Annotated in this window: 21 protein-coding genes; 9 read left to right on the top strand and 12 right to left on the bottom strand. The window is 63.1% G+C overall.

Annotation, left to right across the window (positions count from 1 at the left end):
- Window positions 1-8: 8 nt before the first annotated feature.
- The 7 genes from CAY82_RS18545 to CAY82_RS18575 all read right to left on the bottom strand — a co-directional run bounded on the left by CAY82_RS18545 (window position 9) and on the right by CAY82_RS18575 (window position 9,756).
- Window positions 9-935 carry an ABC transporter permease subunit gene (locus tag CAY82_RS18545; RefSeq protein ID WP_087502522.1) on the bottom strand — a complete coding sequence of 309 codons (927 nt, stop codon included), beginning with the start codon at window positions 933-935 and terminating at the stop codon, window positions 9-11.
- Between the two features lie 10 nt (window positions 936-945).
- Window positions 946-1,956 carry an ABC transporter permease subunit gene (locus CAY82_RS18550; RefSeq protein ID WP_012316108.1) on the bottom strand — a complete coding sequence of 337 codons (1,011 nt, stop codon included), beginning with the start codon at window positions 1,954-1,956 and terminating at the stop codon, window positions 946-948.
- 91 nt (window positions 1,957-2,047) lie between these two features.
- Window positions 2,048-3,658 (bottom strand): ABC transporter substrate-binding protein, encoded by a 1,611-nt coding sequence (locus tag CAY82_RS18555; protein ID WP_170931103.1) that lies wholly within the window; start codon window positions 3,656-3,658, stop codon window positions 2,048-2,050.
- A gap of 78 nt (window positions 3,659-3,736) precedes the next feature.
- Window positions 3,737-5,116: an OprD family porin gene (locus CAY82_RS18560; protein ID WP_087502523.1), complete on the bottom strand. Its 1,380-nt coding sequence runs from the start codon at window positions 5,114-5,116 to the stop codon at window positions 3,737-3,739.
- Between the two features lie 229 nt (window positions 5,117-5,345).
- Window positions 5,346-6,938 carry an ABC transporter substrate-binding protein gene (locus CAY82_RS18565; protein WP_087502524.1) on the bottom strand — a complete coding sequence of 531 codons (1,593 nt, stop codon included), beginning with the start codon at window positions 6,936-6,938 and terminating at the stop codon, window positions 5,346-5,348.
- A 146-nt stretch (window positions 6,939-7,084) separates the two neighbouring features.
- The gene (locus tag CAY82_RS18570) at window positions 7,085-8,710 is read right to left on the bottom strand and encodes an ABC transporter substrate-binding protein (protein ID WP_087502525.1); all 1,626 of its coding nucleotides are present in this window, start codon (window positions 8,708-8,710) and stop codon (window positions 7,085-7,087) included.
- A 329-nt stretch (window positions 8,711-9,039) separates the two neighbouring features.
- Window positions 9,040-9,756, bottom strand: a complete 717-nt coding sequence (locus CAY82_RS18575) for an SIMPL domain-containing protein (RefSeq protein ID WP_087502526.1) — start codon at window positions 9,754-9,756, stop codon at window positions 9,040-9,042.
- Between the two features lie 201 nt (window positions 9,757-9,957).
- On the opposite strand from CAY82_RS18575, the gene CAY82_RS18580 reads away from it, so the two are divergent.
- From CAY82_RS18580 to CAY82_RS18595, 4 genes are all read left to right on the top strand, one after another.
- Window positions 9,958-11,214: an ATP-binding protein gene (locus CAY82_RS18580; protein ID WP_087502527.1), complete on the top strand. Its 1,257-nt coding sequence runs from the start codon at window positions 9,958-9,960 to the stop codon at window positions 11,212-11,214.
- Window positions 11,214-11,774 carry a response regulator transcription factor gene (locus CAY82_RS18585; protein ID WP_003255244.1) on the top strand — a complete coding sequence of 187 codons (561 nt, stop codon included), beginning with the start codon at window positions 11,214-11,216 and terminating at the stop codon, window positions 11,772-11,774. The genes CAY82_RS18580 and CAY82_RS18585 overlap by 1 nt, the downstream gene beginning before the upstream one ends.
- A 342-nt stretch (window positions 11,775-12,116) precedes the next feature.
- Window positions 12,117-13,058, top strand: coding sequence for an AEC family transporter (locus CAY82_RS18590; RefSeq protein ID WP_087502528.1), 942 nt, complete (start codon window positions 12,117-12,119; stop codon window positions 13,056-13,058).
- A gap of 56 nt (window positions 13,059-13,114) precedes the next feature.
- Window positions 13,115-14,476, top strand: coding sequence for an amino acid permease (locus CAY82_RS18595; RefSeq protein ID WP_087502529.1), 1,362 nt, complete (start codon window positions 13,115-13,117; stop codon window positions 14,474-14,476).
- 314 nt (window positions 14,477-14,790) lie between these two features.
- On the opposite strand, the gene CAY82_RS18600 is transcribed toward CAY82_RS18595, so the two are convergent.
- The 5 genes from CAY82_RS18600 to gatC all read right to left on the bottom strand — a co-directional run bounded on the left by CAY82_RS18600 (window position 14,791) and on the right by gatC (window position 19,631).
- Window positions 14,791-15,834, bottom strand: coding sequence for a calcium/sodium antiporter (locus tag CAY82_RS18600; protein ID WP_087502530.1), 1,044 nt, complete (start codon window positions 15,832-15,834; stop codon window positions 14,791-14,793).
- A gap of 60 nt (window positions 15,835-15,894) precedes the next feature.
- On the bottom strand, window positions 15,895-16,275 hold the full coding sequence (locus tag CAY82_RS18605; protein ID WP_170931104.1) for a septal ring lytic transglycosylase RlpA family protein: 381 nt from the start codon (window positions 16,273-16,275) through the stop codon (window positions 15,895-15,897).
- A 144-nt stretch (window positions 16,276-16,419) separates the two neighbouring features.
- Window positions 16,420-17,865, bottom strand: coding sequence for an Asp-tRNA(Asn)/Glu-tRNA(Gln) amidotransferase subunit GatB (gatB, locus tag CAY82_RS18610; RefSeq protein WP_087502532.1), 1,446 nt, complete (start codon window positions 17,863-17,865; stop codon window positions 16,420-16,422).
- A gap of 11 nt (window positions 17,866-17,876) precedes the next feature.
- On the bottom strand, window positions 17,877-19,328 hold the full coding sequence (gene gatA, locus CAY82_RS18615) for an Asp-tRNA(Asn)/Glu-tRNA(Gln) amidotransferase subunit GatA (RefSeq protein WP_087502533.1): 1,452 nt from the start codon (window positions 19,326-19,328) through the stop codon (window positions 17,877-17,879).
- A gap of 15 nt (window positions 19,329-19,343) precedes the next feature.
- Window positions 19,344-19,631, bottom strand: a complete 288-nt coding sequence (gene gatC, locus CAY82_RS18620) for an Asp-tRNA(Asn)/Glu-tRNA(Gln) amidotransferase subunit GatC (protein WP_003255165.1) — start codon at window positions 19,629-19,631, stop codon at window positions 19,344-19,346.
- Window positions 19,632-19,836: 205 nt separating this feature from the next.
- Between gatC and mreB the strand changes: the two genes are divergently transcribed.
- The 5 genes from mreB (at window position 19,837) to rng (ending at window position 24,768) form a co-directional block, all read left to right on the top strand.
- Entirely contained in the window at window positions 19,837-20,874 is a 1,038-nt protein-coding gene (gene mreB / locus CAY82_RS18625; protein ID WP_003255163.1) for a rod shape-determining protein MreB, read from the top strand.
- A 166-nt stretch (window positions 20,875-21,040) separates the two neighbouring features.
- Window positions 21,041-22,084 carry a rod shape-determining protein MreC gene (gene mreC, locus CAY82_RS18630; protein WP_087502534.1) on the top strand — a complete coding sequence of 348 codons (1,044 nt, stop codon included), beginning with the start codon at window positions 21,041-21,043 and terminating at the stop codon, window positions 22,082-22,084.
- Window positions 22,084-22,572 carry a rod shape-determining protein MreD gene (mreD, locus tag CAY82_RS18635; RefSeq protein ID WP_087502535.1) on the top strand — a complete coding sequence of 163 codons (489 nt, stop codon included), beginning with the start codon at window positions 22,084-22,086 and terminating at the stop codon, window positions 22,570-22,572. Before mreC ends, mreD begins: the two co-directional genes overlap by 1 nt.
- A gap of 33 nt (window positions 22,573-22,605) precedes the next feature.
- Window positions 22,606-23,256 carry a nucleoside triphosphate pyrophosphatase gene (locus CAY82_RS18640; RefSeq protein ID WP_087502536.1) on the top strand — a complete coding sequence of 217 codons (651 nt, stop codon included), beginning with the start codon at window positions 22,606-22,608 and terminating at the stop codon, window positions 23,254-23,256.
- Window positions 23,257-23,310: 54 nt separating this feature from the next.
- Window positions 23,311-24,768, top strand: coding sequence for a ribonuclease G (gene rng, locus CAY82_RS18645; protein WP_087502537.1), 1,458 nt, complete (start codon window positions 23,311-23,313; stop codon window positions 24,766-24,768).
- Window positions 24,769-24,778: the final 10 nt, after the last annotated feature.

A 24,778-nucleotide genomic window follows, 5' to 3' on the forward strand; every position in this document is an offset into this window, starting at 1 on the left:
CGTTCTCCTCAGGCGGCGTTCTTGAGTTTCGGGTCCAGCGCGTCGCGCAGGCCGTCGCCCATCAGGTTGATTGCCAGCACACTGAGCAGAATGGTCAGGCCGGGCAGGCTCACCACCCACCAGGCGCGCTCGATGTAGTCGCGGGCCGAAGCCAGCATGGTGCCCCACTCCGGGGTCGGCGGCTGCACGCCAAGGCCGAGGAAACCCAGGGCGGCGGCGTCGAGGATGGCCGAGGAGAAACTGAGGGTGGCCTGCACGATCAGCGGTGCCATGCAGTTGGGTAGCACGGTGACGAACATCAACCGTGGCAGCCCGGCACCGGCCAGCCGTGCGGCGGTGACGTAGTCGCGGTTCAGCTCGCCCATCACGGCGGCGCGGGTCAGGCGTACGTACGATGGCAACGACACGATGGCGATGGCGATCACGGTGTTGATCAGGCCTGGGCCAAGGATGGCGACGATGGCCACCGCCAGCAGCAGCGAGGGCAGGGCCAGCATCACGTCCATCAGGCGCATGATCGACGGGCCGAGCAGCTGCGGGAAGAAACCGGCCAGCAGGCCGAGCAGGATGCCGGGGATCAGCGACATCACCACCGACGACAGGCCGATCAGCAGCGACAGCCGCGCGCCCTGGATCAGTCGGGAAAGCAGGTCGCGGCCCAGCTCGTCGGTGCCAAGGATGAACTGCCAGCTGCCGCCTTCGAGCCACACCGGCGGGGTCAGCAGGAAGTCGCGGTACTGCTCGCTCGGGTCGTGCGGGGCGACCCACGGCGCGAACAGTGCGCAGAACACCACCAGGCACATGAAGGCCAGGCCCATCACTGCACCCTTGTTGCGGGCGAAGGCCTGCCAGAATTCTTTGTACGGCGAAGGGTAGAGCAGGCTCTGGTCCACCGGGCTGGCCGGCGACACGGATTTCGGAATCGGGCTAGTCATGGCGAGGGCCTCAGCGCTGATGACGGATGCGTGGGTTGGCCAGGCCGTAGAGGATGTCCACGACGAAGTTGACCAGGATCACCAGGCAGGCGATCAACAGGATGCCGTTCTGGACCACGGGGTAGTCACGGGCACCGATGGCTTCGATCAGCCACTTGCCGATGCCCGGCCAGGAAAAGATGGTTTCGGTCAGTACCGCACCGGCCAGCAACGTGCCGACCTGCAAGCCGAATACGGTCAGTACCGGGATCAGCGCGTTGCGCAGGCCGTGCACGAACACCACGCGGGCCGGCGACAGGCCTTTGGCGCGGGCGGTGCGGATATAGTCCTCGCGCAGCACTTCGAGCATCGACGAGCGGGTCATGCGGGCGATCACCGCCAGCGGGATGGTGCCGAGCACGATGGCTGGCAGGATCAGGTGCATCACCGCGTCCTTGAACGCGCCTTCCTCGTCGCTGAGCAGGGTGTCGATGAGCATGAAGCCGGTCTTCGGCTCGATGTCGTAGAGCAGGTCGATGCGCCCGGACACCGGCGTCCAGCCCAGGCTTACCGAGAAGAACATGATCAGGATCAGGCCCCACCAGAAGATCGGCATCGAGTAACCCGCCAGGGAAATGCCCATTACCCCGTGGTCGAACAGCGAACCGCGCTTGAGCGCGGCGATCACCCCGGCCAGCAGGCCGACGATGCCGGCGAACAGCAGGGCAGCGAAGGCCAGTTCGAGGGTGGCCGGAAACAGGGTGAGGAACTCGCTCCACACGCTCTCGCGGGTGCGCAGCGATTCACCGAGGTCGCCCTGGGCCAGCTTGCCAACGTAATCCAGGTACTGGACCGGCAGTGGCTTGTTCAAGCCCAGGCGCTCCATGGCCTGGGCATGCATTTCGGGGTCGACCCTGCGCTCGCCCATCATCACTTCCACCGGGTCGCCGGGGATCAGGCGTATGAGCGCGAAGGTCAGCAAGGTGATGCCGAAAAAGGTCGGTATCAGCAGGCCAAGGCGCCGGGCAATAAAGCTCAACATTGTCGGGGTTACCTCATCAGGCCGTGGGGCGATCAGCCCGCTACGGTGGTGCCGCCGGTTCCCGTGTGGGTTGCCGGCGGTCGTTGTTGTTCTACTTCACCTTGGTGGTGGCGAAGTTGTTGTTGGTCAGAGGGTTGATCACGTAGCCCTCCACGTTGTCACGCATGGCGGTGAACATCTTTGGATGGGCCATGCTGATCCAGGGTTGGTCGTCATCGTACACTTTCAATGCCTCGTTATAGAGCCTTGCACGCTCGTCGTTGTCGATCACTTCGCGGGCGCGGCTGATCAACTCCTGGAACTTAGGGTTGCACCAGCGCGCATAGTTCTCGCCGCTTTTGGCGGCATCGCAACTGAGCAGCGGGCTGAGGAAGTTGTCCGGGTCGCCGTTGTCGCCGGCCCAGCCAGTGGACACCAGGTCGGCCTCGCCCTTCTTGGCCCGGCGCAGCATCTCGGCCCACTCCATTACACGGATGTCCAGCTTGAGGCCGATCTGTTTGAGGTCAGCCTGCAGCATCTCGGCGGACAGGCGCGGGTTGGGGTTGGTCGGGCCGCCGCCGTTGCGCGTGAACAGGGTGATTACCGTACCTTCGGGCACGCCCGCCTGCTTGAGCAGATCGCGCGCCTTGGCTAGGTCGCGGGGCGGGTTTTTGTTCTCATTGTTGTAGCCGATCATGGTCGGCGGGTACGGGTTCACGCCGACCAGCGCGTTGCCTTTGCCGAACAACTGGTCGACATGGGTCTGGCGGTCGAAGGCCATGTTGATGGCTTTGCGCACGCGAACGTCGCTCAGGTATTTGTGTTCGGTGTTCATCGAGATGTAACCGGTGACCAAGGCCTCGATCTCCTCGACCTTGAGTTTCGGGTCTTGCTTGATCGACGGCACATCATCGGGCTTGGGATAGAGCGCCACCTGGCACTCGTTGGCGCGCAGTTTCTGCAGGCGCACGTTGCTGTCGGTAGCGATGGCGAAGACCAGCGCATCGGCAGGCGGCTTGCCGCGGAAATAGTCCGGGTTGGGCTTGAAGCGAACCTGGGCATCCTTGTTGTAACGCTGGAAGATGAACGGGCCGGTGCCGATTGGCTTGCTGTTCAACTCGGCAGCCTTGCCGGCCTTGAGCAACTGGTCGCCGTACTCGGCGGAGTAGATCGAGGTGAAGCCCATGGCCATGTCGCGCAGGAACGGCGCTTCCGGTCGGGTGAGGGTAATCACCACGGTGTGCTCGTCGGCCTTGCTGACCGACTTGAGCAGCTCCTTGAACCCCATGCTCTCGAAGTACGGGTAGCCGACACTGGTCTTGTCATGCCACGGATGGTTCGGGTCGAGCTGGCGATTGAGGCTCCACAACACGTCATCGGCGTTGAAGTCGCGGGTGGGCGTGAAGTAGTCGGTAGTGTGGAACTTCACCCCTTGGCGCAGGTGGAAGGTGTAGGTCAGGCCGTCGGCTGAAATGTCCCAGCGCTCGGCCAGAGCCGGCTGGATTTCGGTGGTACCGGGCTTGAAGTCGACCAGGCGGTTGAACACCGTCTCGGCCGAGGCATCGGCGGTAACCGCAGTGGTGTACTGGACGATGTCGAACCCTTCAGGGCTGGCTTCGGTGCACACCACCAGCGGTTTGGCCGCCAGTTGCGTGGCGCTGCCCAGGACCAGCGCTGCCAGGGCAAGGCGCAGCGGCAGCGATTTCATGAAAGCTTTCTGCATGGGTTGGAAACTCCCTGCTTGCATTGATTCCAGCGTAGCCGCCACGGCCCGCAACGAAGCGGGCCGTGGTGCCGACGGTCAGAGAATGTTGAACGGAATGGTGGTGACCACCCGGAACTCGTCCAGGCTGCCATCGCCCTGTGCCTTGCTGGCGCGGTGGGCGGTATAGGTAGCGCGGATGCTGGTGTCTTTCAGTGGCCCGCTCTGCACCGCGTAGCTGGTGCCGATGCCCCACTCGTAGTGGGTTTCGCCATCCAGGCCGTTCACGTCGTAGGCGGTGCCGCGGTAATGGGTACCGTCGATGCCCCAGCCGCGGGCGTTGTACAGGTTGAACTTCAGGCCCGGTACGCCGTAGGGCGCCATGTTCAGCACGTAGGAAATCTGCAGCGATTTCTCGTTGGGGCCGTTGAAGTCCGACAGCAGCGAGTTGGCCAGGTAAATGCCGTTGGTTTCGTGCAGGTAGTCGAAGTACTCGTTGCCGTTGACCTGCTGCCACGAGGCGCTGAGGGTGTGGGCCTGGTGGGTCAGGCCGAGCGACAGGCTGTAGGTGTCGTTGTCGATCTCGCCCATCTTCTTGCTGCCGGCGTCGACAGTCTTGTAGTAGTTCAGGCCGGTGTTCAGGCTGAGCACAGCGCTGTCGCCGAGCACGTGGTTGGCGCCGAAGTAGTACTGGTTCCAGAAGTCGTCGACCTTGGTGGCGTAGAGGCTGGTGCTCAGGCTTTTGAACGGCTGGTAGTTGATACCGGCGGTGCTGGCGCGGTCGGTTTCCACGCCGGTGGCACTGTACTCGCTGCGGAACTTGCTGAGGCTCTGTTCGGTACGTGGCGAGACGCGGTCGAAGGTACCCAGGTCGAAGCTCAGGTTGTCGAATTCGGCGCTGTGCAGGAACGCGCCCTGGAAGCTCGAGGGCAAGGCGCGGTTGCCGATGTAGGCGATCATCGGTGTGTCCACCGACTGGCGGCCGACGGTGAGGGTGGTGTTGGAGACGCGCGCCTTGACGTTGGCCAGGCCCATCTTGCTCCACTGGCCGATCGGGTCGCCGTCGCTGTGGGTCAGGGTACGGTTGTTGGGGCCGGCGACGGCTTCGCGGCTCTGCTGCAGGGCGATGGCGTTGTAACCAGCGGCTTCGACGGCGAAACCGACGGTGCCCTGGGTGAAGCCAGAGCTGTAGTTGAGGATGGTACCCTGCACCCAGTTCTCGCGGCTGTGGGTGGGATGGCGGGTGCCGTCGCTCTTGTAGTACTTCCACAGCGGGGCGCGTGCGGCGCGTTCGCGTGCGTACCAGTTGCGGGTGCTGCCGGACAGGCTCTGGCCGTCGACGAAGCCGCTGGCCTGTTCCTGCTCGCTGCTGCCTTTGAGGGTGACGGGGACGTAGTCCTGGCTTTGCGGGTCGGCCTGCGCCACGGTGGATAAGGCACTGATGGATAAGGCCAGTGCGGTCAAGGTGAATACTCTCAAGGTTAAAGCTCCCTTTCTTTTCTAGTTATGGCCGGCCTTTTGGGCCGGGTGATTGCTGCGGTGTTGCCAGGGTTGCCCGGGGTCGCCGGGCTGAATCGGGGAGTGGTGTTGGCTGTGCCGGCCCTTTCGCGGGTAAACCCGCTCCCACAGAGGTCGGCGCAGACCCCTGGCTTGTGGATATCCCTGTGGGAGCGGGTTTACCCGCGAAGAGGCCGGTACCGGCTAACGCTTAATCAACACTCACACCGGAAAAATCATTGCGCCCGAACGGGCTGACCTTGAATTCGGAAACCTTGACGCTGAGCGGTTGGTTGACCGTGGAATGCGCCACCGGGGTAATCGGCACCTGCTGCTTGAGCCGTTGCTGGGCCTGCTGGTACAGGGCGGTGCGCTGCGCACGGTCGGTGACCTGCTTGGCCTGCTTGACCAGGCTGTCGTACTGCGGGTCGCACCACAGCGAGTAGTTGTTGCTGCCGATGGCATCGCAGCTGTAGAGGGTGCCCAACCAGTTGTCCGGGTCGCCGTTGTCCCCGGTCCAGCCGATCAGGGCTATATCGTGCTCGCCGCTTTTCATGCGTTTGAGGTACTCGCCCCATTCGTAGCTGACAATGCGCACCTTGAAGCCGAGCTTGCTCCAGTCGGCCTGGAGCATTTCCGCCATCAGCTTGGCGTTAGGGTTGTACGGGCGCTGCACCGGCATGGCCCACAGGGTGATCTCGGTGCCCGGCTTGACCCCGGCCTGCTGCAGTAGCTGCTTGGCCTTTTCCGGGTCGAAGGGCGCGTCCTTGAGGCTGTCGTCATAGGACCACTGGGTCGGCGGCATGGCGTTGACTGCCAACTGGCCGGAGTCCTGGTACACGGCCTGGATGATCGCCTGCTTGTTCACCGCCATGTCCATCGCCTGGCGCACTTCCAGGCGGTCGAACGGTGGGTGTTGGGTGTTGTAGGCGATGTAGCCGAGGTTGAAGCCCGGCTGCTGCAGCACCTGCAGCTTGCTGTCGGCCTTGAGCGCCGGCAGGTCGGCGGGGCGTGGGTGCAGGGTGACCTGGCACTCGTTGCGGCGCAGCTTCTGGATGCGCACCGAAGGGTCGATGTTGATCGAGAACACCAGGTTGTCGATCTTCACGTCCTGCGGTGCCCAATAGGCCTTGTTGCCCTTGTAGCGGATCTGCGAATCCTTTTGATAACGCTGGAACACGAACGGCCCGGTGCCGATCGGTTGCTGGTTGATGTCGCTGGGGCGCCCGCTGGCCATCAGCTGTTCGGCGTATTCGGCAGAGAGGATGGAAGCGAAGCTCATGGCCAGGTTCTGGATGAACGCGGCATCGACCTTGTTCAGGGTAAAGATCACGGTCAGTGGATCGGCTTTCTCGACACGGGCGATGTTCTTGTCCAGGCCCATGCTGATGAAATAGGGGAACTCGGTCGGGTAGGCCTGGCGGAACGGGTGGTTCTTGTCGAGCATGCGGTTGAAGGTGAATAGCACATCGTCGGCGTTGAAGTCGCGGCTCGGCGTAAAGGCCTTGTTGCTGTGGAACTTCACCCCTTCGCGCAGGTGGAAGGTGTAGCGCAGGCCATCGTCGGACACCTCCCAGCGGGTCGCCAGGGCAGGGTGCACGGCGGTGCCGCCGCGCTCGAACTCGACCAGGCGGTTGTAGATCGGTTCGGCGGCGTCGTTGTCGGTGGCGCTGGTGTACTGGGCGGTGTCGAAGCCGGCGGGGCTGCCTTCGGAGCAGAACACCAGGTTGTTGGCCAGCAGGGCCGGCGACTGGCTGATCAGGCCCAGGGCCAGCAGGGCGGAAAGGCGGGTGGTGTGGCGCATGGCAAGTCCTTTTACGTCTGTTTGCGCCGCCTCGGGGTACGAATGGCGGCAACAGTTCGCCGACCCCGCTGCGGGTAGCGGCGGGACGACATGAAGAGGTGGCAAGGTTGGCGGGCACCCGCCGCTCAGCGGGTGCCGTAGCTAGGCTATTTGTCCACGCTGACGCCGTAGAAGGAGTTCAGGCCGAATGGGCTGATCTTGTAGTCCTTCACCTTGGCGCTCATGGGCTGGTACACGGTGGAGTGCGCGATCGGGGTGATCGGCACCTGCTCCTTGAGGATGTGCTGTGCCTTCTGGTACAGCTCGGTGCGCTTGGCCTGGTCGGAAGTCGCCTTGGCCTGCTTGATCAGGTCGTCGTAGGGCTTGTAGCACCACTTGGAGAAGTTGTTGCCGTTCATGGCATCGCAGCCATACAGGGTACCCAGCCAGTTGTCCGGGTCACCGTTGTCACCGCTCCAGCCGATCAGCATGGCGCCTTGCTCGCCGCCTTTGGAGCGCTTGATGTACTCGCCCCATTCATAACTGACGATCTTCGCCTTGATGCCGACCTTGGCCCAGTCGGATTGCAGCATCTCGGCCATCAGCTTGGCATTGGGGTTGTACGGGCGCTGCACGGGCATCGCCCACAGGGTGATTTCGGTGCCTTCCTTGATGCCGGCTTCCTTGAGCAGTTGCTTGGCTTTCTCAGGGTCGAATGGCGCGTCCTTGATGCTGTCGTCATAGGACCACTGGGTCGGTGGCATGGCGTTGACCGCCAGCTGGCCGGCGCCCTGGTAGACCGATTCGATGATCTTTTTCTTGTCCACGGCCATGTCCAGCGCCTCGCGGACTTTCAGCTGGGCCAGCGGGTTGGCTTCGTTGCTGCCCTTGACCTTGTCCATCACGTTGTAGGCGATGTAGCCGAGGTTGAAGCCGGCCTGCTGCGGCATCTGCAGGTTCTTGTCGGCCTTTAGCGGCTCGATATCGGCCGGACGCGGGAACAGGGTGACCTGGCACTCGTTCTTCTTCAGCTTCTGCATGCGCACCGAGGCGTCGGTGGTAATGGCGAAGATCAGGTTGTCGATCTTCACGTCATCGGGTTGCCAGTAGTCCTTGTTGCCCTTGAAGCGGATCTGCGCGTCTTTCTGGTACTTGCTGAACACGAACGGGCCGGTGCCGATCGGCTTCTGGTTGATGTCGGCGGCCTTGCCGTCCTTGAGCAACTGGTCGGCGTATTCGGCGGACTGGATCGAGGCGAAGCTCATGGCCAGGTTCTGGATGAATGCGGCGTCGACTTCGTTGAGGGTGAACTTCACCGTGTGCTCGTCGAGCTTCTCCAGCCTGGCGATGTTCTTGTCCATGCCCATGTCGGTGAAGTACGGGAACTCGGTGGGGTAGGCCTGGCGGAACGGGTGGTTCTTGTCGAGCATGCGGTTGAAGGTGAAGAGCACATCGTCGGCGTTGAAGGTGCGGGTGGGCTTGAAGTAGTCGGTGGTGTGGAACTTGACCCCTTCACGCAGGTGGAAGGTGTAGGTCTTGCCGTCATCCGATACTTCCCATTTGGTCGCCAAACCCGGGATGACTGCAGTGCCGCCACGTTCAAACTGGGTCAGGCGGTTGAACACGGTCTCGGCCGAGGCGTCAAAGTCAGTCCCCGTGGTGTATTGCCCCGGGTCGAAGCCGGCCGGGCTGCCTTCGGAGCAGAACACCAGGTTGGACGCGGCAAGGGCCGACGGTGCGCCGGTCAGCAAGCCTGCACCTAGAAGGAACGGAATGACTGCGTGTTTGAGCATGATGGCCTCATTGTTGTCATTTTTCGATTGAGGTGGCCTCGTGAGCCGACCTGCGGATACTTATGCAGGGGGCGTTCCCAATGCAATATGGGGACGGATGATTGGCGCCAGAAAAGTGGTACGGACGTACACGGATGTCGCATTGATATAACTTTCGGCGAAGTTAAACGTTTGCGAAGGCAAAATAATGGCTTTTTGCGGGATGTTGCTGGGCGGGGGGAGTTGTAGGAGGCACCTTTTTAGTGCGTAGGAAAGGTCTGAAACCCTGAATTTGACGCGATCCCTGTGGGAGCGGGCTCGCCCGCTGCCACAGGTATTTCGTGGATCTGTTAAGGCATCTGCACTTCAATCAGGCCATCGGCATTCATGCTCACTTCACTGGTCCCGGCCTCGATATCCGGCGCCGGTGCCGACTCATCAGCCCCCATGGCTTTCATCGCCATCGGCGCACTGCGCAGGTACGGGCGTGGGTAACCGCTGCTGTTGAGGTTCAGGCTGACCACTTTGTAGCCCTTGCCGCCCAGTGCCTCGGTGGCCAGTTGCGCACGGGCCTTGAAGGCATCCACCGCATCCTTGAGCAACGCATCCTCGCTGGCCTTGCGCGTGGCCGGGGCGATGGAGAAGTCCATGCCACCCATTTTCAGCTCTTGCAGCAGGTCGGCGGTCAACTGCGACAGGGCCGGGAAGTTGGCGCTTTCCAGGCGCAGTTCGGCGCGCTCGCGCCATCCGGTGATCTTCTGGCCCTTGCTGTCATACACCGGGTAGCTGTTGCGGCTACCTTGGCTGATCTTCACGTCCTTGATCTGGCGCGACTGCTGTACGGCCTTGTTCATGGTTTCGGTGATCTGCTTGGCGAGCTTGCCCGGGTCGGTGTTCTGCGCTTCGCTATACAGGGTCACGACCATCAGGTCACGCGCCACTTCCTTGCTGACTTCGGCACGCAGCGAGACCTGGTTGTAACGCGGTTCATCGGCAGCCAGCGCCGGCAGGCTGGCGAGAAGGCCGCAGGACAGGATCAGGGCGGCGCCGCGAAGTGGGATTTGCATGTGGTACTCCTTGTCAATATAAGGCGTGGGTTCTGGTCTTCCATTTCACGCATGGCCCATCAGACCGGCAACAGTGTAGTGGGTTCAAAAGTGCCATCATCAACCTGTGACAAAGTGTGGCGCTTTGCCGCATCGCTGCAGCGAGGCGCCCGGCTTCGGTATACTCCAGCCGATTTTCTGGAGCACTCATCAGGAGAGCTCATGCTCGCCGCCGTACAACCGCTGTCCGCTACCCGTCAGAATCTCTGGCGCCTGACCATCATTCGGGTCCTGGTCCTGGCTGCCCAGGCCGGCTCCGTGGGCGTCGCCTACTGGACCGAACTGCTGCCCTTGCCCTGGCTGTCACTGGCCGGCACCCTGGCCTTGTCTTCGCTGCTGTGTGCCTTCACGGCCCTGCGCCTGCGTTTGTCGTTGCCAGTCACCGAACTGGAGTATGCCCTGCAACTGGCCTGCGACCTGCTGATCCACAGTGCCTTGCTGTATTACTCCGGCGGCTCGACCAACCCGTTCGTGTCGTATTATCTGGTGCCGCTGGCGATTGCCGCAGTTACCTTGCCGTGGCTGTATTCGCTGATCCTTTCCGGCATTGCCCTGACCGCCTACAGCCTGCTGCTGGTGCAGTTCTACCCGCTCGAAGGCCTGCCGATGGCGCGGGACAAGATGCAGGTGTACGGCATGTGGCTGAGTATTGCCTTGGCCGCTGCAGTGATTACCTTCTTTGCCGCACGCATGGCCGAAGAGCTGCGCCGCCAGGAGCAGCTGCGTTCCGAGCGGCGTGAAGAGAGCCTGCGCGATGAGCAACTGCTGGCCGTGGCCACTCAGGCCGCCGGTGCCGCCCATGAGCTGGGTACACCGTTGGCGACCATGAGCGTGCTGCTGAACGAAATGCGTCAGGACCACGCCGACCCGCTGCTGCAGGAAGACCTGCAGATCCTCCAGGACCAGGTGAAGCTGTGCAAGGAAACCCTGCAACAGCTGGTACGCGCCGCAGAAGCCAACCGCCGCCTGGCCGTGGTGGAGCAGGACGTGACCGCCTGGCTGGACGAGGCGCTGAACCGCTGGCACCTGATGCGCCCGGAAGCCAGCTACCGCTTCCAGCGCCTGCGTGACGGCCAGGTGCCGCGCCTGACGCCGCCGCCGGATCTGACCCAGGCGCTGCTCAACCTGTTGAACAATGCCGCCGATGCCTGCCCCGATGACCTTGAAGTACGCCTGGACTGGGATACCCATGACATCGTCATCAGCATCCGCGACCATGGCCCCGGCGTGCCGCCGGCCATCGCCGAAGCCATCGGCAAACCCTTCATTACCACCAAGGGCAAAGGTTTCGGCCTGGGCCTGTTCTTGAGCAAGGCCAGCGTGACCCGTGCGGGCGGTTCGGTGAAACTCTATAGTCATGAACAGGGTGGCACCCTGACCGAACTGCGCCTGCCCTATGGCAAGCGAGGAGATGAATGATGAGCGAAGAAAACCAGGTCGAAAGTGAAGAGCTGCCGCACCTGCTGCTGGTGGATGACGATGCCACCTTTACCCGGGTCATGGCCCGTGCCATGAGCCGCCGCGGTTTCCGCGTGAGCACCGCCAGCTCTGCCGAGGAAGGATTGATCCTGGCCCAGCAGGACCTGCCGGACTACGCCACGCTGGACCTGAAGATGGATGGCGACTCCGGGCTGGTGCTGCTGCCCAAGCTGCTGGAGCTGGACCCGGAAATGCGCGTGGTGATCCTGACCGGTTACTCGAGCATTGCCACCGCGGTGGAGGCGGTCAAGCGCGGTGCCTGCAATTACCTGTGCAAGCCGGCCGATGCCGATGACGTGTTGGCGGCGCTGCTGTCGGAGCACACCGACCTGGATACCCTGGTGCCGGAAAACCCGATGTCGGTAGACCGTCTGCAGTGGGAACACATCCAGCGCGTGCTGAACGAGCACGAGGGCAATATCTCGGCCACCGCGCGGGCGCTGGGCATGCACCGCCGGACCTTGCAGCGCAAGCTGCAGAAGCGCCCGGTCCGGCGCTGATTCAGTACTGACAGTACCGGCCTCTTCGCGGGTAAACCCGCTCCCACAGGTATTTCACAAGCCTCAAGACTTGTGCAGTACCTGTGCTCCCACAGGCACAAGCTTCAAGGCCTGTGCAGTACCTGTGCTCCCACAGGCACAAGCTTCAAGGCCTGTGCAGTACCTGTGCTCTCACAGGCATTTCACAGCCTCAAGACCTGTGCAGTACCTGTGGGAGCGGGTTTACCCGCGAAGGGCCGTAACTGACAGAAACTTCTCTTTATCACCCCGCGATCCCCGCAAGTCCCGGCCGTTGGCGTATCATTAGCCGCCTGACGGCAACCCCTCCAGGATCGCTTGCGCATGCTCGCCCTTCTTATCCAGACGCTGAACATCACGGCACCGGTCTTCGCCATGCTGTTCATGGGCATGCTGCTCAAACGCATCCGCCTGATCGACGACAATTTCAACCGCGTCGCCTCGCAGCTGGTGTTCAACGTGTGCATGCCGGCGCTGCTGTTCCTCGGTATCTATCATGCCGACCTGGCCACTGCGGTCAAACCGGGCGTCCTCCTCTATTTCATCGTCGCCACCCTGGTCGGCTTCGCCATTGCCTGGGGCCTGGCCATCTGGCGCAGTCCGCAGGCAGACCGAGGCATCTATACCCAGGGCGCGTTCCGCGGCAACAACGGCGTGATCGGCCTGGCCCTGGCCGCCAGCCTGTACGGCGACTACGGTATTTCCCTGGGGGCGGTGCTCGCCGGCCTGGTCATCCTCATGTACAACTCGCTGTCGGCAGTAGTGCTGGCGGTGTACAGCCCGGACCAGAAGTCCGACCCGTGGAGCATCTGCAAGAGCATTTTCAGCAACCCGCTGATCATCAGTGTGCTGGTGGCCACGCCCATGGCCTACGGCCAGGTGCCGCTGCCGAACTGGCTGCTGACCTCGGGCGATTATCTGGCGCAGATGACCCTGCCGCTGGCGCTGATCTGCATCGGTGGCACGCTGTCGCTGGCGGCGCTGCGCGACAGCGGCAGGCTGGCCATCGACGCCAGCCTGGTGAAGGTGGTCTGGCTACCGCTGTTCGGCACCCTCGGCGCCTGGCTATGCGGCTTCCGTGGGGCCGAGCTGGGCATCCTGTTTCTGTACATCGGTAGCCCGACCGCAGCGGCCAGCTACGTCATGGCACGGGCGGCCAACGGCAACCATGAGCTGGCGGCGTCGATCATCGTGATTACCACGCTAATGGCGGCGATCACCACCAACATTGGTATTTTCATCTTGCAGTGGGGCGGATGGATCTAGATCCTTGACTGCAAACAACACAAAAAACACAGCCTCACTGAGCTAAAGGACAATTCATGCAAGACCAGAGCACGCCCGAGCGGTTACAGCGCGGGCTGAAGAATCGCCATATCCAGCTGATCGCGCTGGGCGGGGCCATCGGTACCGGCCTGTTCCTGGGTATAGCCCAGACCATCCAGCTGGCCGGCCCCTCCGTGCTGCTGGGCTATGCCATTGCCGGCCTTATGGCCTTCCTGATCATGCGCCAGCTCGGCGAAATGGTGGTGGAGGAGCCGGTGGCCGGCAGCTTCAGCCACTTCGCCCACCAGTACTGGAGCGAGTTCGCCGGCTTCGTCTCGGGCTGGAACTACTGGGTGGTGTACGTGCTGGTCGGCATGGCCGAGCTGACGGCGGTGGGCATCTATGTACAGTACTGGTGGCCCGGTTTTCCCACCTGGGCCACGGCGGCGATCTTCTTCGTGGTGATCAACCTGATCAACCTGACTCAGGTGAAAGTCTACGGCGAAATGGAGTTCTGGTTCGCCCTGGTCAAGGTGGTGGCCATTGTCAGCATGATCGGCTTCGGCGCCTGGCTGCTGACCAGCGGCAACGGCGGCCCGGATGCCAGCGTGGCCAACCTCTGGCAGTACGGCGGCTTCTTCCCCAACGGTGTCACCGGCCTGGTGATGGCGCTGGCAGTGATCATGTTCTCGTTCGGAGGCCTGGAACTGGTGGGCATCACCGCCGCCGAGGCCGACAACCCGCGCCAGAGCATTCCCAAGGCCACCAACCAGGTGGTGTACCGCATTCTGATCTTCTACATCGGCGCCCTGGCGGTGCTGCTGTCGCTGTACCCGTGGCAGAAGGTGGTTCAGGGCGGTAGCCCGTTCGTGATGATCTTCCACGAACTGGACAGCGACCTGGTGGCGACCATCCTCAATATCGTGGTGCTGACGGCTGCGCTGTCGGTGTACAACAGCTGCGTGTACGCCAACAGCCGCATGCTTTTCGGCCTGGCCAGCCAAGGTGACGCGCCGCGGCAGTTGCTGAAGGTAAGCCGTAGCGGTGTGCCGCTGACCGCGCTGGGCGTGTCGGCCTTCGCCACCGGGCTGTGTGTGCTGATCAACTACCTGATGCCGGGTGAAGCCTTTGGTTTGCTGATGGCCCTGGCGGTGTCGGCGCTGGTGATCAACTGGGCGAGCATCAGCATTACCCACCTGAAGTTCCGCAAGGCCAAGCTGGCGGCCGGGATTACCCCGTTCTACAAGAGCTGGGGGCACCCGGTCACCAACTACCTGTGCCTGGCGTTCATCGTGCTGATCCTGGTGGTGATGTACCTGACCCCGCCGATTCGCATCTCGGTAATGCTGATCCCGGGGTGGATCCTGGTGCTATGGGTGGCCTTCAAGATGAAGAAGGCTCGCCAGGTTCGCCGTTAGATCTTCAGCGCCGGTGAGATCGAGCGCCGCCCGCGCGGCGCTTCGCGGGGCAAGCCCGCTCCCACATTTGTTGCAACGTGCCGAACCTGTCAGGCCATGGTTGCCCCCCTTGTTGGCTCGACTCTATTTCGAGGTGGACACATCCGCAGCCCCACCTGTCTGAAGACATGCACCAAGGCTGACAACGCCTCTTTCACAGGCATGGCCACGTTGCAACAAATGTGGGAGCGGGCTTGCCCCGCGAAGCGCCGCGCGGGCGGCGCTCGATCTCACCGGCGATGCAAAGCTAAAGACATGAGCAGCCCCACATCTCCTTAATGCTGCCGCCGCCAGGCTCGCGCGGTGGTGTACAGCAACACCATGGCGAGCACCGGCAGTACGTAGAACAGCATCAGCCGCTCCAGGCGGCCGGCCAGTGGCATGCCCATGGTAAACGCCGCCACGTGCAGCCCATAGGCCAGGTACAGGCAGAGGAACACCAGGCCTTCGGCGCGGGTGATGCGGTAGCCGGAATAGAACACCGGCAGGCTCAGCGCGGCAACGCCGAGCATCACCGGCAGGTCGAAGGCCAGGGCGTTGGGCGAGATCGACAGTGGCTCGGGCGTGACCAGCGCGGTCAGGCCCAGCACTGCCAGCAGGTTGAACAGGTTGCTGCCGATCACTGTGCCCACGGCGATTTCCCGTTCACCGCGCAGGGCGGCGATCAGCGCAGCGGCCAGTTCCGGCAGGGAAGTGCAGATGGCAACGACAGTCAGCCCGATGATGCGCTCGGACAGGCCCAGGTCGATGGCCACTTCCACGGCAGCTTCCAGCAACAAGTGACCCGCCAGGCTCAGCAGGCCCAGGCCAGCGAGCACCTGTAGCAGCGTGCCCGACCAGAAACGCCCGGTGCTGCTTGTGACGGTGGCCGGGGCGGGGTAGGTGCGTGCGTAGTGGCGCGACTGGTGCCAGAGTATCGCCAGGTAGCCGAACAGGCCGAGCAGCAGCAATACCCCTTCGACCCGGCCCAGGTCGCCATTGGCGGATAACGCGTAGACCAGGCCGCTGGCGACGATCATCAGTGGAATGTCCAGGCGCACCAGCTGCCGCGACACGCGCAGCGGGATGATCAGTGCGGCCAGGCCGAGAATGACCAGTACGTTGAAGATATTGCTGCCGATCACGCTGCCCACCGCCACATCCGGGGCGCCCTGGTAGGCGGCCTGCAGGCTCACGGTCATTTGTGGTGCAGTGCTGCCGAAGGCCACCAGGCTCAGGCCGATGATCAGTGGACGTACGTGCAGGCGCTGGGCCAGGCGCAGGGCTGCGCGCACCAGCAGTTCAGCTCCGCCGATCAGCAACAGCAGGGCGATGCCCAGTTGCAGGAGGCTGAAGGTGGGAAGGGTGGCCAGGTCGAAAATGGTCGGACTCCTGTCGCGTCAGTCGCTAAGACCTTGTACTCGCACACGCGCGGTTCCGCTACGGATCATGCCGATTTTTTCTGCGGCGGCACGTGATAGATCAATCAGGCGGCCGCGGGTGTGTGGGCCACGGTCATTGATGCGCACCACGACGCTGCGCTGGTTGGCCAGGTTGGTCACCCGTACCCGGGTACCAAAGGGCAGGCTGCGGTGGGCGGCGGTCAGGCTGTGCTGGTTGAATGGTTCGCCACTGGCGGTGCGTTTGCCGTGGTGGCGAGCGCCGTAATAGGAGGCGGTGCCGGTCTTGTCGTAGCCGTCGGGGTCGACGTCGACGTCCTGGCTGGCGCAGCCGGCCAGCAGGGAAAAGAGGGCGAGGGTGCTCAGGGATCGCTTTAGCAATTCAGATGCTCCGATATGGCCCATTCGCGGCTAAAGCCGCTCCCACAGGTATATCGCCACTGTCGAGAGCAGCGCTGTACCTGTGGGAGCGGCTTTAACCGCGAACGAGGGCGAAGCCCTCGCAGGACTACAGGGATAAAACAATCACCCTTCGAGCTTGGCCTTGAGCAATTGGTTCACTTGCCCCGGGTTGGCCTTGCCTTTGGAGGCTTTCATCGCCTGGCCGACGAAGAAGCCGAACATCTTGCCACGCTTGGCCTCGTCGGCTGCGCGGTACTGTTCGACCTGCTCGGCGTTGGCTGCCAGCACTTCGTCGAGCATCTTGTCGATCGCACCGGTATCGGTGACCTGCTTCAGGCCTTTGCTTTCAATGATGCTGTCGGCATCGCCTTCACCGGCGGCCATGGCCTCGAACACGGTCTTGGCGATCTTGCCGCTGATGGTATTGTCGCGAATACGCAGCAGCATGCCGCCCAGTTGCGCGGCGCTGACCGGCGCCTGGTCGATCTCGATGCCCAGCTTGTTCAGCAGGCTGCCCAGCTCGACCATGACCCAGTTGGCTGCCAGCTTGGCGTCGCCACCGATCTTCACTACTTCCTCGAAGTAGTCCGCCTGTTCGCGGCTGGACGCCAGCACGTTGGCATCGTAGGCCGACAGGCCGTACTGGCTCTGGAAACGCTCGACTTTCTGTGTCGGCAGCTCCGGCAAGCCGGCGCGGACGGATTCGAGGAAGCTGTCCTCGATCACCACTGGCAGCAGGTCCGGATCGGGGAAGTAACGGTAGTCGTTGGCTTCCTCCTTGCTGCGCATGGAGCGAGTCTCGTCCTTGTTCGGGTCGTACAGGCGGGTTTCCTGTACCACCTTGCCGCCGTCCTCGATCAGGTCGATCTGGCGCTGGATCTCGCTGTTGATCGCGCGCTCGATGAAGCGGAACGAGTTGACGTTCTTGATTTCGCAGCGGGTACCGAACTCGGTCTGGCCTTTCGGGCGGATCGACACGTTGCAGTCGCAACGCAGCGAGCCCTCGGCCATGTTGCCGTCGCAGATGCCCAGGTAACGTACCAGCGCGTGGATCGCCTTGACGTAGGCCACCGCTTCCTTGGCGCTGCGCATGTCAGGCTCGGAGACGATTTCCAGCAGCGGGGTGCCTGCACGGTTCAGGTCGATGCCGGTGGAGCCGCTGAAGTCTTCGTGCAGGCTCTTGCCGGCGTCTTCTTCCAAGTGCGCGCGGGTTACCCCTATGCGCTTGATGGTGCCGTCTTCCAGGGCGATGTCCAGGTGGCCCTTGCCGACGATCGGCAGGTCCATCTGGCTGATCTGGTAGCCCTTGGGCAGGTCCGGGTAGAAGTAGTTCTTGCGCGCGAATACGTTGCGCTTGCCGATCTCGGCATCGATGGCCAGGCCGAACATGCACGCCATGCGCACGGCTTCCTGGTTCAGTACCGGCAGTACGCCGGGCATGCCCAGGTCAACCAGGCTGGCCTGGGTGTTCGGCTCGGAGCCGAAGGTGGTGGCGCTGCCGGAGAAGATCTTCGACTGGGTGGCGAGCTGAGTGTGGATTTCCAGCCCGATCACAACTTCCCATTGCATGTGTGAATTCCTCAGAAGCCGTTGGGGGCGCGGGTGTGCCAGTCGGTCACTTGCTGGTAGCGGTGCGCGACGTTGAGCAGGCGGCCTTCCTGGAAGTATGGCGCCAGCAGTTGCACGCCGACCGGCAGGCCGTCGACGAAGCCGGCTGGCATCGACAGGCCCGGCAGGCCCGCCAGGTTGGCGGTGATGGTGTAGACGTCTTCCAGGTAGGCGGCGACCGGGTCGCTGCTCTTGGCGCCGAGTTTCCAGGCCGGGTTTGGCGTGGTCGGGCCGAGGATCAGGTCGACGTCGTTGAAGGCGGCCATGAAGTCGTTCTTGATCAGGCGGCGGATCTGCTGCGCCTTCACGTAGTAGGCGTCGTAGTAGCCGGCCGACAGGGCGTAGGTGCCGACCATGATGCGGCGCTGCACCTCGACGCCGAAGCCTTCGCCACGGGAACGCTTGTACAGGTCGGTGAGGTCTCGCGGGTTCTCGCAGCGGTAGCCGAAGCGCACGCCGTCGAAACGCGACAGGTTGGACGAGGCTTCAGCGGGGGCGATCACGTAGTAGGCCGGGATGGCGTGCTGCATGTTCGGCAGGCTGATTTCCCTGACTACCGCGCCGAGCTTTTCCAGCTCCTTGACGCTGGCCTGGACCAGGTCGGCGATGCGTGGGTCCAGGCCGGCACCGAAGTACTCTTTCGGCAGGCCGATGCGCAGGCCCTGCAGCGAAGCATTGAGGTTGGCGCTGTAGTCCGGCACCGGCTCTTCGATGCTGGTGGAATCCTTGGCGTCGAAACCGGCCATGCCTTGCAGCAGCAGGGCGCAGTCTTCGGCGGTACGGGCCAGCGGGCCACCCTGGTCGAGGCTGGAGGCGTAGGCGATCATGCCCCAGCGCGACACGCGACCGTAGGTCGGCTTGAGGCCGGTGAGGTTGGTCAGTGCCGCCGGTTGGCGGATCGAGCCGCCGGTGTCGGTGCCGGTGGTAGCTGGCAGCAGGCGCGCAGCCACCGCCGCGGCCGAACCGCCCGACGAGCCGCCCGGGACGTGCTCGAGGTTCCAAGGGTTCTTCACCGCGCCGTAGTAGCTGGATTCGTTGGCCGAACCCATGGCGAACTCGTCCATGTTGGTCTTGCCCAGGGTAACCATGCCGGCTTCGGCCAGCTTGGCAACCACGGTGGCGTCATACGGCGCCTTGAAGTTGTCGAGCATCTTCGAGCCGCAGCTGGTGCGTACGCCGTTGGTGCAGAACAGGTCCTTGTGGGCGATCGGGGCACCCAGCAGCGCGCCGGTTTCGCCAGCGGCGCGACGGGCGTCGGCGGCACGCGCCTGGCCCAGGGCCAGCTCTTCGGTGACGCTGATGAAGCTGTTGATCTGCGGGTCGAGCTGCTTGATGCGCGCCAGCAGGGCGCCGGTCAGCTCTTCGGAGGAAAACGACTTGTCGGCGAGTCCGCGGGCGATCTCGGCCAGGGTCAATTGATGCATGACAGGCTCTATCCCTTACTCGATGACTTTGGGAACCAGGTACAGACCGCTTTCGGTCGACGGCGCGATGGCCTGGTAGGCGTCGCGCTGGTTGCTCTCGGTGACCTGGTCGGGACGCAGGCGCTGGCTGGCCTCCAGGGGGTGGGCCAGTGGCTCGATGCCAGTAGTGTCGACCGCTTGCATCTGGTCGACCAGCCCGAGAATGCTGTTCAGTGCGTCGGTAATGCGTGGCAGTTCGCCATCATTCAGGCCCAGACGGGCCAGATGGGCGATCTTTTCCACGTCGCAGCGTTCAAGCGCCATGGGGATCTCCAGGGGAAACAAAGACCGGAATTTGGCTCCGGAGTGAGGAACATGTCAGCTTTCTGGCGGTCTAACGGCCGCGAAATTCTGCTGGCGTGCTCGGAAAAACAGCCAATTTAACATATTGGCTCCTTGCCCAAAATCCCTGCCATTGTTAGAGTTTGCCGCACTTTTTTACCCACGCTTTCCCCAGGGTCACTTTCCCATGTTCAAGAAACTGCGTGGCATGTTTTCCAGCGATCTGTCCATCGACCTGGGTACTGCCAACACCCTTATTTACGTGCGTGAGCGCGGTATCGTCCTGAATGAGCCCTCGGTTGTTGCCATCCGTACCCATGGCAACCAGAAAAGCGTCGTCGCCGTCGGTACCGAAGCCAAGCGCATGCTGGGCCGTACGCCTGGCAACATTGCTGCCATTCGTCCGATGAAGGACGGCGTCATCGCCGACTTCAGCGTCTGCGAAAAAATGTTGCAATATTTTATCAACAAGGTGCACGAGAACAGCTTCCTGCAGCCGAGCCCGCGCGTGCTGATCTGCGTGCCGTGCAAGTCGACCCAGGTAGAGCGTCGCGCCATTCGCGAGTCGGCCCTGGGGGCCGGTGCACGTGAAGTATTCCTGATCGAGGAGCCGATGGCCGCTGCCATCGGTGCCGGCCTGCCGGTCGAGGAAGCCCGCGGTTCGATGGTCGTCGATATCGGTGGTGGTACCACTGAAATCGCGCTGATCTCCCTGAACGGCGTGGTTTATGCCGAATCCGTCCGCGTTGGCGGCGACCGCTTCGACGAAGCCATTGTCACCTACGTGCGCCGCAACTACGGCAGCCTGATCGGCGAGTCCACCGCCGAGCGCATCAAGCAGGAAATCGGTACTGCCTACCCGGGCGGCGAAGTACGCGAAGTCGACGTGCGCGGCCGCAACCTGGCCGAGGGCGTACCACGTGCCTTCACCCTGAACTCCAACGAAGTGCTCGAAGCGCTGCAGGAATCCCTGGCGACCATCGTCCAGGCGGTCAAGAGTGCCCTGGAGCAATCGCCGCCCGAGCTGGCCTCGGACATCGCCGAGCGTGGCCTGGTGCTGACCGGTGGTGGCGCGCTGCTGCGTGACCTGGACAAGTTGCTGGCCCAGGAAACCGGCCTGCCGGTGATCGTCGCCGAAGACCCGCTGACCTGTGTCGCCCGTGGCGGCGGTCGCGCCCTGGAGATGATGGACAAGCACGCGATGGACCTGCTCTCCAGCGAGTGATCCCGCTCGCTGTTCACGAGCGCCCGGTTTACAGGTAGTACGCACAGTGCTACCTGTATGTGCTGGGCTGGCGCCCGTTCGGGGCGCCGTATCCGTCAACCCGCAACCAGGCTGGTGCGTTGTCCCATGTCCAATGACCTCCTGAGTCGTCCACGAGGAACGGCCCATTAAACCGCTTTTCTCCAAGGGCCCTTCGCTGGGCGTTCGCCTGCTCGTCCTGGTGGTGATGTCGGTCGCGTTGATGGTTGTCGACGCGCGCTTCGACGTGCTCAAGCCGGTGCGCAGCCAGATGGGCCTGGTACTCATGGAGTCGTACTGGATCACCGACCTGCCGCAGCGTGCGTGGCAAGGTGTGGCCGGCCAGTTCGGCAGCCGCACCGAACTGATCGCCGAAAACGAAAAGCTCAAGACCGAAGCCCTGCTGTTGCAGGGGCGCCTGCAGAAGCTGGCAGCCCTGACCGAGCAGAACGTGCGCCTGCGCGAGTTGCTCAACTCCTCGGCGCTGGTCAATGAAAAGGTCGAAGTGGCCGAGCTGATCGGTGTCGACCCCAACCCGTTCACCCACCGCATCCTGATCAACAAGGGCGAGCGTGATGGCGTGTTCCTGGGCCAGCCGGTGCTCGATGCCCGTGGCCTGATGGGCCAGGTGGTCGAGCTGATGCCCTACACCTCGCGGGTACTGTTGCTGACCGATACCACCCATAGCATCCCGGTGCAGGTCAACCGCAACGGCCTGCGCGCCATCGCCAGCGGCACCGGCAACCCGGAGCGCCTGGAGCTGCGCCATGTGGCCGATACCGCTGACATCAAGGAAGGCGACCTGCTGGTCAGCTCCGGCATGGGGCAACGTTTCCCGGCCGGCTACCCGGTGGCCACGGTCAACGAAGTGATTCACGATTCCGGCCAGCCGTTCGCCATCGTTCGCGCCATCCCCACCGCCGCGCTCAACCGCAGCCGCTACATGCTGCTGGTGTTCAGTGACCGACGTACCCCGGAGCAGCGCGCCACCGATGCCGGCATCGCCCAGGAAGAGGCTGACCGCAAGGGCGCCTCGGCCCCAGGCCAGCCGGCCACGACGGGCGAGCACGTTGCACCGGCGCCTGCCGCGCCGGCCACACCTGCGGCACCGGTAGCGCCGGCAGCGCAGCCTGCAGCCCCGGTTGTCGCACCTGCAACGCCTGCCGCACCTGCTCATACCCGGAGGCAATGATGGCTGTATCACGCCGCAACAACGGCTGGGTCATCTGGCTGACTTTCGCCATCGGCCTGCTGCTCAGTGTCTCGCCCATGCCGCAGTTCATGGACGTGTTCCGTCCCATGTGGCTGGCCTTGCTGGTGTCGTTCTGGACCCTCGCCGTGCCGAACAAGGTCGGCATGACCACCGCGTTCGTGCTGGGCCTGGCCGAGGACGTACTGTACGGTACCCTGCTGGGGCAGAATGCGCTGATCCTCACCCTCATCACTTTCCTGGTGCTGTCCTTGCAGCAGCGCCTGCGCATGTTCCCCATGTGGCAGCAGAGCCTGGTGATCCTGGTGATCTTCGGCATCGCCCAGTTGATCCAGCTTTGGCTCAGCGCGCTGACCGGTAACCGCCTGCCCACCTTGGCGCTGGTCTGGTCGGCGGTGATCAGTGCCTTGCTCTGGCCGTGGATCAGCTTCGCTCTGCGCGACCTGCGCCGACGCTTGCATATCAACTGACGGCGCTGCCGCGACTGACAGGGAGATGTCTGCATGAACCCACTGTACCTGGCCTCCGGCTCGCCCCGTCGTCGTGAACTGTTGACCCAGATCGGTGTGCCGTTCAGCGTCGTCAGTGCCCCCATCGATGAAACCCCGTTGCCCAATGAAGGCGCCCCTGCCTATGTCGAGCGCCTGGCCCGGGCCAAGGCTGCCGCTGGCCTGGCTAGCCTGGAACATCCAGTGCCCGCGAATAGCCACACCGCGGTCTTGGAAAATCGGGCTGTGGTGCTGGGCGCAGACACCGCCGTGGTCCTCGATGGTCGTATTCTCGGCAAACCGCAAAACCGCGAAGATGCCCTGGCCATGCTGGCCGACCTGTCGGGCCGCGAGCACCAGGTGCTGACCGCGGTAGCCCTCAGCGACGGCCAGCGTGTGCACAGCCTGTGCGTCACCAGCAAGGTGCGCTTCCGTGCGATCAGCGGCGATGAAGCGCAACGCTACTGGGCCAGTGGCGAGCCTGCGGACAAGGCCGGCGGCTATGCCATCCAGGGCCTGGGCGCGGTGTTCGTCACCAGCCTTTCCGGCAGCTACTCGGCAGTGGTCGGCTTGCCGCTCAGTGAAACGGCCGAATTGCTTGGCCAGTTCGGCATCGCCTGCTGGCAATCGCCTACGCATACGCCAGAGGTAACAAACCAGCGGTAGCCAGCACTGCATACGCCATCCATCATTACCCAAGACCTTTGACGAGAGCCTGCCATGAGTGAAGAGATCCTGATCAACATCACCCCGATGGAGTCGCGCGTGGCTGTGGTGGAAAACGGGGTGCTGCAGGAAGTGCACGTCGAGCGCACCCAGCGCCGGGGCATCGTCGGCAATATCTATAAAGGCAAGGTGGTGCGTGTGCTGCCGGGCATGCAGGCGGCCTTCGTCGACATCGGCCTGGAGCGCGCGGCGTTCATCCACGCCTCGGAAATATCCCAGCGTGAAGGCTCGGCGGTAGAGAACATCACAGCCCTGGTGCACGAAGGCCAGGCCTTGGTGGTGCAGGTGACCAAGGACCCGATCGGCACCAAGGGGGCGCGCCTGACCACCCAGCTTTCGATCCCGTCGCGTTACCTGGTGTACATGCCGCGCAGCAGCCATGTCGGCATTTCCCTGAAGATCGAAGACGAAGCCGAGCGCGAGCGCCTCAAGCAGGTGGTCAGCGACTGCATGGAAAGCGAGAACATCAAGGACGCTGGTGGTTTCATCCTGCGCACCGCGGCCGAAGGCGCACGCGCAGAAGAGATCCTGCAGGACATTCGCTACCTGCGCCGCCTGTGGGAGCAGATCGGCACCCAGATCAACACCTGCGGCGCGCCCACGGTCATCTACGAGGACCTGGGCCTGGCCCTGCGTACCCTGCGCGACCTGGTCAACCCGAAGATCGAGAAGATCCGCATCGACTCGCGGGAAACCTTCCAGAAGACCACGCAGTTCGTTAGCGAGCTGATGCCGGAAATCGCCGACCGCCTCGAACACTATCCGGGCGAAAGGCCGATCTTCGACCTGTACGGTGTCGAGGACGAGATTCAGCGCGCGCTGGAGCGCAAGGTACCGCTCAAGTCCGGTGGCTACCTGGTGGTCGATCCGGCTGAAGCGATGACCACCATCGATGTGAACACCGGCGCCTTCGTCGGCCATCGCAACCTTGAAGAGACGATCTTCAAGACCAACCTCGAGGCCGCTACCGCCATCGCCCGGCAACTGCGCCTGCGCAACATCGGCGGCATCATCATCATCGACTTCATCGACATGGAAGACGAAGAGCACCAGCGCCAGGTGCTGCGCACCCTGGAAAAGCAACTGGAGCGCGATCACGCCAAGACCAACATCATCGGCATCACCGAGCTGGGCCTGGTGCAGATGACCCGCAAGCGCACGCGGGAAAGCCTGGAGCAGGTGCTGTGCGAACCCTGCCTGGCCTGTCAGGGCCGTGGCAAGCTGAAAACCCCCGAGACCATCTGTTACGAAATCTTCCGTGAGATCCTGCGCGAGGCTCGTGCCTATCAGGCCGAAGGCTACCGCGTGCTGGCCAACCAGAAGGTGGTTGACCGGTTGCTGGATGAAGAGTCCGGTAACGTTGCTGAACTGGAGGCTTTCATCGGCCGAACCATTCGTTTCCAGGTCGAGTCGATGTATTCACAGGAACAATACGATGTGGTGCTGCTCTGAGGCCTTCTGA

The sequence above is a fragment of the Pseudomonas sp. SID14000 genome (assembly GCF_002165135.1).
Lineage (GTDB): Bacteria > Pseudomonadota > Gammaproteobacteria > Pseudomonadales > Pseudomonadaceae > Aquipseudomonas.